This is a genomic window from Lentzea sp. NPDC058450, from assembly GCF_042721395.1.
Classification (GTDB): domain Bacteria; phylum Actinomycetota; class Actinomycetes; order Mycobacteriales; family Pseudonocardiaceae; genus Lentzea.
Genome location: NZ_JBHXLO010000008.1, coordinates 159,498 through 174,696, shown reverse-complemented (window position 1 = coordinate 174,696; position 15,199 = coordinate 159,498). Strand labels below are relative to the sequence as shown.

16 protein-coding genes are annotated in these 15,199 nt (G+C 68.7%); 6 read left to right on the top strand and 10 right to left on the bottom strand.

The window, feature by feature from the left end; translation table 11 throughout:
* Window positions 1–40: 40 nt before the first annotated feature.
* Together ACFWNN_RS15580 and ACFWNN_RS15575 are read right to left on the bottom strand one after the other, a co-directional pair.
* Window positions 41–2,326: a RelA/SpoT family protein gene (locus ACFWNN_RS15580; RefSeq protein ID WP_382440566.1), complete on the bottom strand. Its 2,286-nt coding sequence runs from the start codon at window positions 2,324–2,326 to the stop codon at window positions 41–43.
* A 122-nt stretch (window positions 2,327–2,448) separates the two neighbouring features.
* On the bottom strand, window positions 2,449–3,270 hold the full coding sequence (locus tag ACFWNN_RS15575) for a helix-turn-helix domain-containing protein (protein WP_382440565.1): 822 nt from the start codon (window positions 3,268–3,270) through the stop codon (window positions 2,449–2,451).
* A gap of 1,093 nt (window positions 3,271–4,363) precedes the next feature.
* Between ACFWNN_RS15575 and ACFWNN_RS15570 the strand changes: the two genes are divergently transcribed.
* Both ACFWNN_RS15570 and ACFWNN_RS15565 read left to right on the top strand, forming a co-directional pair.
* Window positions 4,364–4,645, top strand: coding sequence for a hypothetical protein (locus ACFWNN_RS15570; RefSeq protein ID WP_382440564.1), 282 nt, complete (start codon window positions 4,364–4,366; stop codon window positions 4,643–4,645).
* A gap of 116 nt (window positions 4,646–4,761) precedes the next feature.
* Window positions 4,762–5,079, top strand: coding sequence for a hypothetical protein (locus tag ACFWNN_RS15565; protein WP_382440563.1), 318 nt, complete (start codon window positions 4,762–4,764; stop codon window positions 5,077–5,079).
* Between the two features lie 51 nt (window positions 5,080–5,130).
* Here the strand turns inward: ACFWNN_RS15565 and ACFWNN_RS15560 are convergent, their stop codons facing one another.
* The 7 genes from ACFWNN_RS15560 to ruvC form a co-directional block, all read right to left on the bottom strand.
* Complete coding sequence (locus ACFWNN_RS15560; RefSeq protein WP_382440562.1) at window positions 5,131–5,622, bottom strand: adenine phosphoribosyltransferase; 492 nt, start codon at window positions 5,620–5,622, stop codon at window positions 5,131–5,133.
* A 23-nt stretch (window positions 5,623–5,645) separates the two neighbouring features.
* Entirely contained in the window at window positions 5,646–6,797 is a 1,152-nt protein-coding gene (gene secF, locus ACFWNN_RS15555) for a protein translocase subunit SecF (protein ID WP_382440561.1), read from the bottom strand.
* A gap of 1 nt (window position 6,798) precedes the next feature.
* Window positions 6,799–8,604, bottom strand: a complete 1,806-nt coding sequence (secD, locus tag ACFWNN_RS15550) for a protein translocase subunit SecD (RefSeq protein ID WP_382440560.1) — start codon at window positions 8,602–8,604, stop codon at window positions 6,799–6,801.
* Between the two features lie 129 nt (window positions 8,605–8,733).
* Window positions 8,734–9,078 carry a preprotein translocase subunit YajC gene (gene yajC / locus ACFWNN_RS15545; RefSeq protein ID WP_382440707.1) on the bottom strand — a complete coding sequence of 115 codons (345 nt, stop codon included), beginning with the start codon at window positions 9,076–9,078 and terminating at the stop codon, window positions 8,734–8,736.
* A gap of 90 nt (window positions 9,079–9,168) precedes the next feature.
* Window positions 9,169–10,179 (bottom strand): Holliday junction branch migration DNA helicase RuvB, encoded by a 1,011-nt coding sequence (gene ruvB / locus ACFWNN_RS15540; RefSeq protein ID WP_382440559.1) that lies wholly within the window; start codon window positions 10,177–10,179, stop codon window positions 9,169–9,171.
* The gene (gene ruvA / locus ACFWNN_RS15535; RefSeq protein ID WP_382440558.1) at window positions 10,179–10,760 is read right to left on the bottom strand and encodes a Holliday junction branch migration protein RuvA; all 582 of its coding nucleotides are present in this window, start codon (window positions 10,758–10,760) and stop codon (window positions 10,179–10,181) included. The genes ruvB and ruvA overlap by 1 nt, the downstream gene beginning before the upstream one ends.
* A 30-nt stretch (window positions 10,761–10,790) precedes the next feature.
* Window positions 10,791–11,357: a crossover junction endodeoxyribonuclease RuvC gene (gene ruvC, locus ACFWNN_RS15530; protein ID WP_382440557.1), complete on the bottom strand. Its 567-nt coding sequence runs from the start codon at window positions 11,355–11,357 to the stop codon at window positions 10,791–10,793.
* A gap of 139 nt (window positions 11,358–11,496) precedes the next feature.
* On the opposite strand from ruvC, the gene ACFWNN_RS15525 reads away from it, so the two are divergent.
* From ACFWNN_RS15525 to ACFWNN_RS15510, 4 genes are read left to right on the top strand one after another with little or no spacing between them, the layout of a single operon-like run.
* Entirely contained in the window at window positions 11,497–12,981 is a 1,485-nt protein-coding gene (locus ACFWNN_RS15525; RefSeq protein WP_382440556.1) for a diguanylate cyclase domain-containing protein, read from the top strand.
* Complete coding sequence (locus tag ACFWNN_RS15520; RefSeq protein ID WP_382440555.1) at window positions 12,978–13,409, top strand: cupin domain-containing protein; 432 nt, start codon at window positions 12,978–12,980, stop codon at window positions 13,407–13,409. Before ACFWNN_RS15525 ends, ACFWNN_RS15520 begins: the two co-directional genes overlap by 4 nt.
* Window positions 13,410–13,427: 18 nt before the next feature.
* On the top strand, window positions 13,428–14,234 hold the full coding sequence (locus ACFWNN_RS15515; RefSeq protein ID WP_382440554.1) for an alpha/beta fold hydrolase: 807 nt from the start codon (window positions 13,428–13,430) through the stop codon (window positions 14,232–14,234).
* On the top strand, window positions 14,231–14,602 hold the full coding sequence (locus ACFWNN_RS15510; RefSeq protein ID WP_382440553.1) for a S1 RNA-binding domain-containing protein: 372 nt from the start codon (window positions 14,231–14,233) through the stop codon (window positions 14,600–14,602). The genes ACFWNN_RS15515 and ACFWNN_RS15510 overlap by 4 nt, the downstream gene beginning before the upstream one ends.
* Here ACFWNN_RS15510 and ACFWNN_RS15505 read toward each other — a convergent pair.
* Window positions 14,578–15,183, bottom strand: a complete 606-nt coding sequence (locus tag ACFWNN_RS15505) for an alpha/beta fold hydrolase (RefSeq protein WP_382440706.1) — start codon at window positions 15,181–15,183, stop codon at window positions 14,578–14,580. The two genes, ACFWNN_RS15510 and ACFWNN_RS15505, sit on opposite strands and share 25 nt — an antisense overlap.
* Window positions 15,184–15,199: the final 16 nt, after the last annotated feature.

Here is a 15,199-nt window from a genome sequence, read left to right as displayed (position 1 = left end):
CCCAGTTGGTCCTGCCGGGTTGTGCGTGGCGCCTTGCCGGTTACGACGCCGACGTCACGCGATAGACGTCGTAGACGCCCTCAACGCTCCGCACGGCCTTCAGAACGTGCCCGAGGTGCTTCGGGTCGCCCATCTCGAACGAGAAGCGGCTGACGGCCACCCTGTCGCGCGACGTCGTCACCGACGCCGACAGGATGTTGACCCGCTCGTCCGCCAGCACCTTCGTGACGTCCGAGAGCAGCCGGTGCCGGTCGAGCGCCTCCACCTGGATGGCGACCAGGAAGACGCTGGACGCGGACGGCGCCCACTCGACGTCCAGGAGCCGTTCCGGCGACTTCAGCAGCTCGTCGGCGTTCGTGCAGTCGGTCCGGTGCACGGACACCCCGCCGCCGCGCGTCACGAAGCCGAGGATGTCGTCGCCCGGCACCGGGGTGCAGCAGCGGGCGAGCTTCACCCACACGTCGCCCGCGTCCTTGACGATCACGCCCGCGTCGCCGGTGGGGCGGCGCCGGGTGACCGTGGACGGGGTGGCGCGGTCGGCCAGTTCCTCCTCGGCGTGGTCCACCCCGCCGAGCTGCGCGACGAGCCGTTGCACGACGTGGCGGGCACTGGTGTGGCCCTCACCCACCGCCGCGTACAGCGCGCTCATGTCCGGGTAGTGCAGCTCCTTCGCCAGGGCCTGCATCGAGTCGACGCTGACCAGACGCTGGATCGGCAGCCCGACGCGCCGGACCTCCTTGGTGATCGCGTCCTTGCCCTGCTCGATCGCCTCTTCCTTGCGCTCCTTGGCGAACCACTGCTTGATCTTCGCCTTGGCGCGCGGGGACGCGACGAAGCTCAACCAGTCGCGGGACGGGCCCGCACCCTCCGCCTTGGAGGTGAAGATCTCGACGACCTCGCCGTTCTCCAACTTGCGTTCGAGAGCGACCAGACGACCGTTCACGCGGGCGCCGATGCAGCGGTGACCGACCTCGGTGTGCACCGAGTAGGCGAAGTCGACGGGCGTGGAACCCGTCGGCAACGTCTCGACGTCGCCCTTGGGGGTGAAGACGAAGATCTCGCGCGCGGCGAGGTCCCACCTCAGGCTCTCGAGGAACTCACCGGGGTCCGCGGCTTCCCGCTGCCAGTCGAGGAGCTGGCGCATCCACGCCATCTCGTCGATCTCGACGGACTTGCCGTTGTGCGTGCCCTTGGTCTCCTTGTAGCGCCAGTGCGCCGCGATGCCGTACTCGGCCCGCTGGTGCATCTCGTGGGTGCGGATCTGCACCTCGAGAGGCTTGCCGTCGGGACCGATGACGGTCGTGTGCAGCGACTGGTACACGCCGAACCGGGGCTGCGCGATGTAGTCCTTGAACCGGCCCGGCATGGGCTGCCAGGCGGCGTGCACGACGCCCATCGCGGCGTAGCAGTCGCGCACCTCGTCCACGAGGATCCGGACGCCCACGAGGTCGTGGATGTCGTCGAAGTCCCGGCCGCGGACGATCATCTTCTGGTTGATCGAGTAGTAGTGCTTCGGCCTGCCCTCGACCTTGGCCACGATCCGCGCCGTCTCGAGCTGACCGGTCAGCCCGCTGACGACGGACCGCAGGTAGGTGTCACGACTCGGTGCGCGCTTCGCGACCAGGCGGACGATCTCGTCGTACTTCTTGGGCTGCAGGATCGCGAACGCGAGGTCCTCCAGCTCCCACTTGACCGTCGCCATGCCCAGCCGGTGGGCCAGCGGTGCGAGCACTTCGAGCGTTTCCCGGGCCTTGCGGGCCTGCTTCTCCGGAGGCAGGAACCGCATGGTGCGCATGTTGTGCAGCCGGTCGGCCAGCTTGATGACCAGGACCCGCGGGTCCTTCGCCATCGCGATGACCATCTTGCGGATGGTCTCGGCCTCGGCCGCTGCCCCCAGCTTGACCTTGTCGAGCTTCGTGACGCCGTCGACCAGCCGGGCGACTTCCTCACCGAAGTCTTCCTTGAGCTGGTTGAGCGAGTAGTCGGTGTCTTCCACGGTGTCGTGCAGCAGCGCGGCCACCAGCGTCGTGGTGTCCATGCCCAGCTCGGCGAGGATGGTCGCCACGGCGAGCGGGTGGGTGATGTACGGGTCGCCGGACTTGCGGCGCTGCGGGCGGTGCTTCTCCTCGGCAACGTCATACGCGTGCTGCAGAAGCGCCAGATCGGCCTTGGGATGGAGGTCACGGTGCACGGCGGCGAGAGGTTCGAGGACCTGCTTCACCGGGGCCGCACGTTGGGCGGTGATGCGCCGCGCAAGGCGGGCGCGCACGCGCCGGGTAGCCGACGGTTGAACAACCGTCGCAGCGGGTTCGGTGTCTTGACTCAACCCCACGCTCCTCGGGTCTCGCGAGTACCGAGGATAACGCGTTTACGCTGACGAAACTTCCGATGGCGCGCTGAGCGGCGCAGCTCACACGATGAACGCCCGCCAAACTTCCGCCGCACCGATCACAGAGTCTCCAGGAATCTTCGCGACCGCCGTTCGTCCAACGCGAGGCCGTCCAACCACTTGAAGAACTCGCGACTGTCCGCGATGGAGCCACCGTCGTGCGCGAAAACGTTGCCCAAGTCCGACTCCCCGTACGCGAGCGGCGCCAGTTTCTCGAAGCTGAGCAACATCCGCGGCGAGCTCCGGACCGGCCCAGGACCAGCCGACACAGGCACGATCCGCACGCCGTGCGCCGCCGCCAGCACCCGCCCGTACTGCTCGCGCATGATTCTCTCGTCGCCGACCTTGAGCCGGAACGCGAACTCGTGCACGTAGAAGAGACATTCCGGACTATTCGACCGTCTCGCGGCCTCCTGTCTTTCCTTCAGCCTGGTCACTTCCTCCTCGATCTCGTCCGGCGACCCGCGCCCGGACTGTTGGAGCGCCCGCGCGTAACCGGGTGTCTGCATTCGCGCGGGAACGGTCAGCACGTCGTAGCTGGTGATCTTCGTGGCCTGAGCCTCCGCCAGGGTGAGCGTGCGGAGGTCGGCCGGCGGAATCAGCACGTACGGGTCGAACGCGTGCCGGTAGCGGGCGCGGAACGCCTCGAAGCAGTCGCTGTCGCGCCCGCACGTCATCAGGTACTGGACGAGGTCGATCTCGCTCGCCCGCGCCTTGCCCTTCTCGATGGTGGAGACCTTGCTCGGGTCCCAGCCGAGTTGCTCGGCGAAGGCCTGGCCGGTGAGCCGCGTGAACTTCTCGCGCATCCGGCGCAGTTCGTCGCCGAGCGCGCGGCTGCGGGCGGTGGAGGTGATCGCGGTGGTGGTGCCGCGGGTGGGCATGGGGCCTCCTGTCCAGTGGGGACGGATGAGGGGCGTGGGATGGGTGGTGCGCTTGGGTTTCGGCGCGGGGGCAGGGTGGGCCGAGCGAGAGTCCCGCAGGTCTCGGCGAAGGCTGCGGGCGACTAGAGGAAGGCGGGCAGGGCGGGACCGAGCGGAAGTTGCGCAGGCCTCAGCGAAGGCTGCGAGCGGCAAGCAGGCGGCCAGAGGCGGGCGGACAGGACGGGACCGAGCGGAAGTCACGTACGCCTCAATGCAGGCTGCGAGCGGCAAGCGGGCAGACAGAGCGGGACCATGCGGAAGCTACGCACGCCTCAACGAACGCTGCGGACGACGAGCAGGCGGCTAGAAACAGGCGAGCAGGACGGGACCATGCGGACGTCACGCACGCCTCAATGAACGCTGTGAGCGACAAGCAGGCAGCCAGAAGCAGGCGAGCAGGACGGGACCAAGCGGAAGCTACGCACGCCTCAGCAAAGGCTGCGAGCGGCAAGCACGCACGCGACTGGTAGCAGGCGCGCCGGCGGATAACAGGCAAGCGGACGGCAAGCAGGCACGCAGTAGACAGTCGGCAGGCAGACCAACGGACGGACAGGCGGCAGGCCAGCAAACAGGTGGGCACACGGCAGGCCGGCGGGAGTTCCACTGTGGAGTCTCGCCTTCGAGCCGCCGCACCGGACAAGGAACCGTTGGCGGAGCAGCACTATCGCGCCGACGACCGAACAGGTGCCGCCGTCCGACCAGGGCCGATGCAGTGGGCGGAGGGGGCGACGTTCTGACGGCCTACGTCGAGGGAATCCGCACGCCCGGACGGCAGCCGTCCCGCGTTTCGGCCACGCGAATTTCAACAACGTCCCCAGAGACAGAAATCAGATGGGTTTTCGAATCGCTCATGTGTTCGACCGTACCGCAAGATCACCGGATAACAGCACGTCAGAGGTCACTCATTCGGGTTAATCGGCACGGCCGCGACGCATAGGTGCCGTGAGTGCAAATCTCTCTCGTGGCAACGCAACCACCAAAGAACACGGTCACGGAAATGCGTTCCGGCGCAGCTGTGCCCGAATCCCCCGGTCGACCTGACAGACTCGGCCACGTGAGGACTCTGGTGTGGTGCGCCGCGATGACGTTCGTGTGGCTCGGCACGATGGCGTACCTGGCCCTGGACGACCCGGGCCACGTCGACCAGCGGTCCCTGATCGGCTCGGCGGTGGGGTGGGTGATCGCCACCGCGCTCAGCTGGCTGCTGCTGCGCCGCGCCGTCCCTCCGAGGCCACGCCTGTGGGAGATCGTCGTCGTGACCGCCCCGGCATCCCTCGTGACGCTCGTGTTCGTGAGCGTGGGCGCCGCGTTCGTGGCCCCGCCGCCGGGCGCCTGAGCTGCGGCGAGTGCGACTTCCACCACCAGGCGGTGTTTTGGTGGTTACGCGGCTGGCAGGATGGTCGTGAGTCGAAGGTCTGGGGGGACCACATGTCTACTTCGCCGCACCCTCAAGTGCGTTCCGTCAACAGTGGCACGCCGTTCGGTCATGCCGCCGCCGGTGCCGGCATCTGGTACCTGGCCCTCGTGGTCGGGTACGGGGTCTGGTCGTTCCGGACCGGCGCCGGGTTCGACCGGCTCGTCCCCGTGCTGGCGACCGGGTTCGTGCTGTGGAGCCTCACCTCGGTGATCATGTGGGCGCTCGCCAGGCGGGTCCGGATCAAGCCGTGGGTGCTGATCTTCCTGAGCGCGGCGATCTACTTCGTGCTGTCGCAGGTGCTCATGCTGATCGCCGCCGCCATAGGTGTCGCGTTCGTGATCATGGGCTTCTGAACGCCGAAAGGGGACCGGCGGAGCCGGTCCCCTTTCGACAACCACGAGCGGTCAGACGGCCAGCAGGGCGTTGACCTCGCGGCCCGCGAGGCGGGAACGGCCTCCCAGCGCGGAGATCTCCAGCACCACCGAGACACCCGTGACGATGCCGCCCGCGCGCTCCACGAGCGTGCAGGCGGCCTCCGCGGTGCCTCCGGTGGCGAGCACGTCGTCGACCACGACCACGCGCTGTCCCGGTGCGATGGCGTCGGCCGGCAGCTCCAGGGACGCGGTGCCGTACTCCAGCTCGTACGGCTCGGAGTCGGCGACGACCGGGAGCTTGCCCGGCTTGCGCAGCGGCACGACGCCGTAGCGCCAGCCGTAACCCAGAGCAGCACCCAGGAGGAAGCCGCGCGACTCGATGGCGGCGATCACCTGGGTGCTGTCGTCGATCTTGTCCTGCAATGCGTCGACCACGGCGCGCAGGGCGTCCGGGTCGGTGAGAACCGGCGTGAAGTCCCGGAAGACGACCCCTGGCTTGGGGAAGTCCGGGACTTCACGCATCAGTCCCAGAGCACGATCCAATTTCAACGCTGACGCTTCCCGGTCGGACGGCGGCGCGCGTCGGCTGCCTTGGCGGTGCGGTGGGGCACCGACGCGGCGGCGGCGTACGCCTCTTCCTTGCGCAGGTCGGCGGCGAGGTCGTCCTCGTCCACCGACTCGATGCCCTCGGCGACCTGCGGGCTCGTGGCCTTGGCGCGGCGGGCGGCCACGCGCTTGGCCTGCGCGATGTACTTCGGGTCGCGCATCTTCAGGTCCACCAGCACCGGGGTGGCGATGAAGATCGAGGACAGGGCGCCGATGAACATACCCACGAGCTGCACCAGCGCGAGGTCCTGCAGCGTGCCGACGCCGAGGATGCCGACGCCGACGACCAGCAGGCCGATGACCGGGAGGAGCGCGATCAACGAGGTGTTGATCGAGCGCATCAGGGTCTGGTTCAGCGCCAGGTTCGAGGCCTCGGAGTACGTGCGGCGGGTCAGGCCCAGCAGGCCTCGGGTGTTCTCCTTGACCTTGTCGAACACGACGACCGTGTCATACAGGGAGAAGCCGAGGATCGTGAGCAGACCGATCACCGTCGCCGGCGTCACCTCGAACCCGATGAGCGAGTACACGCCCGCGGTGATGATGACGTCGTGGAACACGGCGACGAGCGCGCCCACGGCCATCTGCCACTCGAAGTAGAACACCAGGAACAACGTCACCGCGATGAAGAACCAGAACAGGGCCCACAGGGCCTTGCCACTGATCTCACCACCCCAGGACGCGGAGACGGCGCTGTCGGAGATCGCCGTCTGGCCGCCCTGCGGCTGGAGGTCCGTCGCCAGGCCCGTCTTGAGGGCCGAGACCTCGGCCACGTTCAGAGCGGGCGACTTGAGCTGGATCGTCGCGCTGGCGCCGGAACCGACGGCCTGCACGGCGTTCGGCTTCTTGCCGGGAAGGGCCTTGGCGTAGGCGTCCTCGACCGCGCCGGGCGTGATCGTCTGGCCACTGGCCGAGACCGACGGCAGCGAGATCTTGGTGCCGCCCTCGAAGTCGATGCCGAGGTTGAAGCCCTTGAACACCATCGAGCCGATGCAGACCAGCAGGATGATGCCGGACACGATGTACCAGCGGGTGCGCTTGCCGACGATGTCGAAGGCGCCGTTGCCCACGTAGAGGCGTGAGAACACGCTCATGTCAGGCCTCCTTCACGGCGGTCGTCTTGCCGGTCGTGGTGGCACGGTGTGCGGCGCCCTCGCGGGCGGCACCGCCCAGGCCGGACAGGCTCGGGTTGGACAGGAACTTGGACTTGGACGCCAGCGCGACCAGCGGGTGCGTCACGAGGAACACGACCACGAGGTCGAGGACCGTGGACATGCCCAGGGTGAACGCGAAGCCCTTCACCTGCCCGACCGCGATGATGTACAGCACGGCGGCGGCGATGAAGCTGACCGCGTCGGCGGAGAGGATCGTGCGGCGCGAACGGACCCATGCGCGCGGCACGGCCGAACGGAACGTACGGCCCTCACGCACTTCGTCCTTCAGTCGTTCGAAGAAGACGATGAACGAGTCCGCGGTGATACCGATCGCGACGATGAAGCCCGCGATGCCGGCGAGGTCGAGCGTGAAGCCGATCAGGCGGCCGAGCAGGACCAGCACGGCGTAGATGATCACGCCGGACAGGACCAGCGACAGGATCGTCAGGATGCCGAGCAGGCGGTAGTAGAACATGCAGTAGACGAAGACCAGCGCGAGGCCGATGCCGCCGGCGATCAGACCCGCCTTGAGCGACTGGAGGCCGAGCGTCGGGGAGATCGTCTGCGCCTCGGACGAGTCGAAGGACAGCGGCAGCGCGCCGTACTTCAGCGTGTTCGCGAGGTTCTGGGCTTCCTTCAGCGTGAACTTGCCGCTGATCTCGGTCGAACCGCCCTCGATGGCCGACTGGATGGTCGGCGCGGACATGACCTCGCCGTCGAGCACGACCGCGACGGCCTGCTGGACGTTGGCCGCGGTGAACTTGGCCCACTTGCTGCCGCCCTCGGACTTGAAGTCCAGGTTGACGACGTAGCCGGTGCCGTTCGGGTTGTTGTTCGCGGCGGCGTTGTTGATGTCCTCACCGGTGAGGCGGGAGTAGTTCGTGAAGTCGTCCGCCTTGGTCTCGGTGTCCTCCTTGGGAGGGTTGACCGGGGCCAGGGTGTACTTGAACTCGCCCTTCTCGTCACAGGTGACGAGCGGCTTGTCAAGGTCGTCGTTGCCGCGCAGCGGGTCGGGCTGCGAGCAGTCGAGCATCAGCGCGGCCTGCTGCAGGATCTGCGGGTCCGTCGCCTGCCGCAGCGCCTTGGCCTCCTGGATCTCCTTCGCGACCTTCGGGTCGACGTTGGAGGGGGCGGCCGGCGTGCTGGGCGGCGTGCTCGCGTTGCTCGACGGCGGGGTGCTCGCACCACTCGACGGCGGCGTGCTGGACGGCTGAGCGGCCAGCTGCGGCGCGGGGCGGCCCTGCGGGGCACCGCTCGACGGCGGCGTGCTCGCGTTGCCGGCGCTCTCGCTCGGAGGCGTGCTCGGCGGAACGCTGCCCGACGGAGGCGTGCTCGCCGACGTCTGGGGGTTCGGGACCGCGCCTGCCGGAATCGGCTGGCCCATGACCTTGCGGAACGCGAGGCGAGCGGTCTGGCCGAGGCCCTTCGCGCCTTCGCTGTCCGCACCCGGGACGGTGATCACCAGGTTGTTGCCGTCGCGCACGACCTCGGCACCGGAGACGCCGAGACCGTTCACGCGGACCTCGATGAGGTCACGTGCGCGGTTGAGCGCCTCTTCACTCGGCTGCGCGCCGTCTTCCTGCCGAGCCGTCAGGGTGACGAGAGTGCCGCCCTGGAGGTCGATTCCGAGCTTGGGTTTGGCCGAACCGTTCCCGGTCAAAAAGACCAGGGCGTAGAGCGCGACCACGATGAGGACAAAACTCGCCAGATACTTCGCAGGGCGAATTTGCCCGGCCGGAGGTGCCACGATCCGTCCGTCTCCTAGTAGCTATGGTTTCCGAGCGCGCAGCGTAACGCGCGCCAGGTGAGCTGCGCGTCACTACCTGGAGTTGGCGGTGTTCACAGTTGCCAACTCCAGGTGTCACGACTCTGTTGGTTACTTCTTGGCGTTGTGGTCCAAGGGCTCGGCGACCTGTGCGGTGGTCACCTGCTCCTCGTCCTCGTCGGCCTTGTCCTCGACCACGGTCTCCTCGGTCTCCGCCACCTTCTCGCGGATCGCGGCACGCAGCCAGCGGGTGACGACACCCTCGGAGATCTCGATGTCGATGGTGGTGTCGTGGCTCGTGTCGGCGACGGTGCCGTACAGGCCCGACGTCGTCATCACCTTGTCGCCGACCGTGAGCGAGTTCTGCAACGACTGCTGCTCGGCCATCGCCCGCTTCTGCTTGCGCGCGCTGAGGAACAGCGGCACCGCGAGCAGAACCAGGAGCAACGGGAACATCAAACTGCCAAGGTCCATCATTCTCCGATCAAATGGACATGCCTCGACGCACGCCCGATATGTCCAGGTGCTTTCCCCGATTGTGCCAGGTCACCACAGTTGATCACCGGCGGGCGGTTCCAGCCCCAAGTGCTGCCACGCGGCGGGCGTCGCCACTCGCCCGCGTGGTGTACGGGCCAGCATGCCAGCCCGCACCAAATAGGGCTCGCACACCTCTTCGACGGTGGTGGTCTCCTCACCGACGGCGACCGCGAGGGTGGCGACCCCGACGGGCCCGCCGTGGAAGCTCCTGACCAGGGCGTTCAGCACTGCTCGGTCGAGCCGGTCGAGGCCGAGCTCGTCCACGTCGTAGACGACCAGCGCCTGCCTGGCGATCTCCTGCGTGATCAGCCCGTCGGCCCTGACCTCGGCGAAGTCCCGGACGCGGCGCAGCAGGCGGTTGGCGATGCGGGGGGTGCCGCGGGAGCGTCCGGCGATCTCGATGGCGGCGTCCTCGGCGATGTCGACGCCGAGGATCTTGGCGCTGCGCTTCACGATGAGGTCGAGCTCTTCGGCCGCGTAGAACTCCATGTGCCCGGTGAAGCCGAACCGGTCTCTGAGCGGTCCGGTCAGCGCGCCTGACCTGGTCGTTGCTCCGACCAGCGTGAACGGGGCGATGTCGAGCGGGATGCTGGTCGCGCCGGGGCCCTTGCCGACCATCACGTCGACGCGGAAGTCCTCCATCGCGAGGTAGAGCATCTCCTCCGCCGGGCGCGCCATGCGGTGGATCTCGTCGATGAACAGCACGTCGCCCTCGACCAGGTTCGACAGCATCGAGGCGAGGTCGCCCGCGCGTTCCAGGGCGGGGCCGCTGGTGATGCGGATGGAGGCGTTGAGCTCCTTGGCGATGATCATCGCCAAGGACGTCTTGCCGAGCCCGGGAGGGCCGCTGAGCAGCACGTGGTCCGGCGCCACACCGCGGCGCATGGCGCCGTGCAGGACGAGCTCGAGCTGTTCGCGGACGCGGTGCTGACCGACGAACTCGTGCAGGTCGGCCGGGCGCAGGCTCGTCTCGACGTCGCGTTCTGCCGGGGCGACGTACGGGCTGAGCTCGTCTTCCATCACTTGCGCCCCAGGGTGGCGAGCGCACGGCGCAGGACGGCGGGCGTGGACTGGTCGGGGTTGGCGGCGAGGACGCTGTCGACGGTGGTCTCGGCGGCCTTGGCCGGGAAGCCGAGACCGAGCAGCGCCTCCACGACGTGGTCGCGCGTCTGGCTGTGCGCGGGCGTCGTGGGCGTGGGCAGCTGGCCGACCTTGTCGCGGAGCTCGATGATGAGGCGTTCCGCGCCCTTCTTGCCGATGCCGGGGACCTGCGTGAGCACGGTGATGTTGCCCTCGGCGAGGGCGTGGCGGAGCTTGTCGGGTTCGAGGACGGCCAGCGTGGCCAGCGCGATCCGCGGACCGATCCCGCTCACGGTCTGGAGCAGGCCGAACAGCTCACGGGCCTCGGCGTCGGCGAAGCCGAACAGGGTGAGGCTGTCCTCGCGCACGATCAGCGTGGTGGCGAGGGTGGTCTCCTCGCCGCGGCGCAGGCTCGCGAGGGTGGTGGGGGTGGCCTGGACGGCGAACCCGACGCCGCCCACCTCGACGACGGCGTGGTCGAGGCCGACGTGCTGCACCTGGCCGCGCAGTGACGAGATCACCTGGTTCCTCCGGGGTTCACGAGCTGAACGTTAGTGGGCGCGCTTGGCGGCTTCGGCGAGCTTCGCCTTGTGCACGCGGGCGAGTTCGGCGGCCCTGGCCTGCGCTTCCTCCAGGCGGCTGCGCATCGGCGCGCGCCAGTGGTGGCAGATCGCGATCGCCAGGGCGTCCGCGGCGTCGGCCGGCTTCGGGGCGGTCTTGAGCCCGAGGAGCTTGGTCACCATTGCCGTCACCTGCGCCTTGTCCGCGCGGCCCGAGCCGGTGACGGCGGCCTTCACCTCGGACGGCGTGTGGAACTCGACCGGCAGGCCGCGCTGGGCCGCGGCCAGCGCCACCACGCCCGACGCCTGGGCGACGCCCATGGCGGTGCGGACGTTGTGCTGCGCGAAGACCCGTTCGATGGCGACGACCTGAGGTTCGTAACGGTCCAGCCACACGCAGAGGCCGTCGTACAGCTCGTGCAGACGCACGGACAGAGGAGCGTCTACGGGCGTGCGCAGGACGTCGACGGCCACGGCGCGCACGACCCGGCCTGGGCCGCCGTCCACCACGCCGAAGCCGCACCTGGTCAGACCGGGGTCGACCCCGAACACCCGCACAACCAGCTCCCCGCATCGCCGAACGAACAACAGTTCGAACCATATCCGGTGCACCCATAGGCACCGGCGACCGACACGGTTCGACAAGTCCACGCCGCCGTTACTACGGTGGTCGGGTTTCGATCACGGGAGTGCACGGGTGAAGCGGTTCTGGATCATCGCCGGGTGCGTCGGCACCGTCATGGTGATCGCCATCCTCACCGCCCTGGCCGCCCCTCGCGATATCGGTATCGCAATCGACAAGGTCGTGCAGCTCGTGTTCGCCGTGGCGGCGCTGATCGTCTACGCACGCAGGCGAAACCGCTGGATGACGGCGGCGCTGGCCAGCCTCACCGTCGGGTTGTCGGCGTGGATCTGGGGCCAGCAGATCATGGGCGTGCAACTGCCGTCGTCCACGATCGCGCCGCTCGGGTTCACGATGGTGCCGGTGCTGTGCCTGGCCGCGCTGATCGCGAAGGCGCAGCAACGCCGGGCCGACGACCTGCTGCCGAACTACCGCAGCCGCACGGTGCTCGTGCTGGACGGGCTGATCGTGATCGGGTCGCTGTTCGTGCTGACGTGGGTGTCGGCACTGGAGTCGCTGACCCGCGCGTGGGCCACCTCGGGGCCCGGTTTCGCCACGGTGGTCGCGCATCCCGCCGCGTATCTCGTGTTGCTCGTGTCGATCGTGGTGATGTCGTGGACGCATCAGGCCGTGCGTCAGTGGCCGATGCTTTTCGTCGCACTGGCGGGTATCGCGCAGTCGTCGTCGGGCTGGGTTTTCGCGTTCTACATCTCCAAGGGCAACACGGCGATTCCGGCGACGGCGGACATCGGGTTCATGTTGTGCCCGGCGTTCTTCCTGCTGAGCGCGTTGGCGCCGGCGCGCAATCTCGACCCCACGCCCGGACGCATGCGCACGGCCGATTTGCTGCATCTGCTCGTGCCGTACCTGCCACTCGCCATCACCGGTTTGTTCGTCATCTGGAACACGGCGACTGGCGGGCGGCTGAACCCGGTCGAGATCTACGTCGGTTTGATGGTCGTGTGTCTCGTGATCGTTCGTCAGTTGCTCACGATGATGGACAACGTACGGCTGATGGATCAGCTGCGCGTCTCACGTGAGCAACTGCGGCACGAGGCGACGCACGACCCGTTGACCGGTGTCGCGAACCGCTCGCTGTTCCGCGAACGGCTGGAGCGCGCGCTTTCGGTGCGTGACCGTGCCAAGCCGTTGATCCTGCTGTTCATCGACGTGGACGGCTTCAAGGCCGTCAACGACAACAACGGACACGCGGAGGGCGACGTCGTCCTGCGCAATGTCGCCGCACGGCTGGAGAACAGCGTCAGGCCGGAAGACACCGTGGCGCGGCTCGGCGGTGACGAGTTCGGCGTGCTGGTCGACGGCGGCGACGCCGACGAGATCGGCGCGCGCCTCCTCACGTCGCTCGGACATCCGCACGAGGTGCGCGGGCGGGTGCACCGGGTGCACGCCAGCATCGGTGTGGCGCAACGGTTCTCGTACGATCCCAAGATCACCGCCGACGACGTGCTGGGGGCCGCGGACGCCGCGATGTACACGGCGAAGCGGCTCGGCAAGGGCATGGTCGTCGTGCACGGTTCACCGCTACCGGAGATGACGTGACCCCAGAGCAGTTGATCACCTCGTTGAACATGCAGGAGCTGCCGGTCGAGGGCGGGTACTGGGCGCAGACGCACCGGTCCGACGAGGTGTCGGCGATCGCGTACCTGTTGCGCAGCCCCGACTTCTCCGGCATGCACGTGCTGAAGCACCTGGAGATCTACCACTTCCACGCCGGGTCGCCGTTGCGGATGTTGCTGCTGCACCCGGACGGCTCGGTGACCGAACCGGTGCTCAGCGCGTCGAACCCGCAGGTCGTGGTGCCGGCGGGGGTGTGGCAGGGCAGCACTCCGGCGGGCGACTGGACGTTGGCCGGCACGGTGGTGGTGCCGCCGTACACCGACGACATCGTGGAGTTCGGGCACGCGGACGACCTGTGCGAGCGTTATCCCTCACACGCCGCGGTGATTCGCCCCCTGTGCAGGTTCTAGCTATCTAGGATCTTCGGAATGGCGCTTGTCCCGCTCAACGGCATCGAGCTGAACGTCCAGACCGAGGGTTCCGGCGACCTCGTCGTGCTCGTGATGGGCACCGGCAGTCCCGGCCGCGTCTGGCGCACGTACCAGGTGCCCGCGCTGGTCAAGGCCGGTTACCGGGTGGCGTACTTCGACAACCGCGGGATCAGGCCGTCGTCGGAGTGCGGTGACGGCTTCACCCTCGACGACATGGTGGCCGACACCGCCGCGGTGATCGAGCACCTGGGCGGCCCGGCGCACGTGATCGGCACGTCGCTGGGCGCGCGCATCACCCAGGAACTGGCTCTCGCCCGGCCGGACCTGGTGCGGTCCGCGGTGCTGATGGCGACCGCCGGGCGTCCCGATCCGGTACAGCAGGCCTGGTCGCAGGCGTTGTGCGACCTGCACGACAAGGGCGTCGAGATCCCGCTGTCGTTCTACGCGGTGGCGTCGGTGGTGCGGAACCTGTCGCAGGCAACGCTGACCGACCCGATGGTGGCGCGCGACTGGCTGCAGATGTACGAGTTCGCGGGGTCGTCGGTGGGCGCGGGCGAACGCGTCCAGCTGGCGCTGGCCGAGTACGACACCCGCCTCGACGCCTACCGCGCGATCACCGTGCCGTCGCTGGTGATCGGCTTCGCGGACGACCTGGTGCTCCCGCCGCGGCTCTCCCGCGAGGTGGCGGACGTGATCCCGGGCGCGCGGTACGCCGAGGTCGCGGACGCCGGGCACGTCGGCTACCTGGAACGCCCGGACGAGGTGAACCGCCTGCTGCTGGAGTTCCTGGGCAGCCGCGCGTGACCGGCTCCCGGCGGACTCCGCGCGACCGCGAGCGCGAACTGGCGGAGGAGTACCCGGAGCTGCATGCCTTCCTGTCCGGCCTGTGTCCCGGACAGCTGCTGTCCGGGACGGTCGCGGCGATCGAGCGGTTCGGGGTGTTCGTGGCGCTCGACGAGGGTCCGCCGCATCCCGCCTACCCCGGTGTCGGGTTCGTCAGGGTCATCGACGTGACCTGGCACCACATCGGCTCCGTGGCCGAGGTGCTGCAGGTCGGGCAACGCGTCACCGGCGAGTTCCAGGAACACGACGCCTACCAGCAGGAGGCCCGGCTGTCGCTGAAAGCGTTGCAGCCGCCGGGTGTCGCTCAGCTCCCCGTGACGAACGCGTAGGTCTCGTCGACCAACCGCGGCAGGAACGCGGCGCGGTCGAACGCCGGGTCGTCCTCCATCCCCGGCGGCGGCACGTGCACGAAGCCGAAGTGCCCGGCGTGCGGAACCACCCGCAGGTCCACCTCGGCCGGGGCGGCACGCAGGATCTCCACCTCCGACGCCGGGACGAACGTGTCGAGCTCGCCCACGTACACGAGCATCGAGGCCGCAACCGCGTCCAGCGCGCCGGGAGCCGCGAACCAGCCTGCCGGCGGGGTGTAGAGCACCAGGCGGCGGACTCGCGGGTCCCGCGGCACGTCGAGCGGCTTGCGTTCCTTGCTCCACGGCGTCGCGCCCGCGAGGCACAGGGCGGACCAGGCGCCGATGGAGTGGCCGATCACGGCCACCTCGGCGTCCGGAGGCACGTCGCGCAGAGCCTCCACCAGACCCAGCGGCCGGGCCAGGTAGTCGTCCCAGGTCGCCGCTTGCGGGTGCAGGCGGGGGAAGGACGGCGCGATGACCTGGTGGCCGCGCGCGGTGAAGTGGTCGAGGAGCGGGCGGTGGCGTTCCGGGTCGCCGCCGCCACCCACGGCGAAGAGCACGATCAAGGTTGTCCCC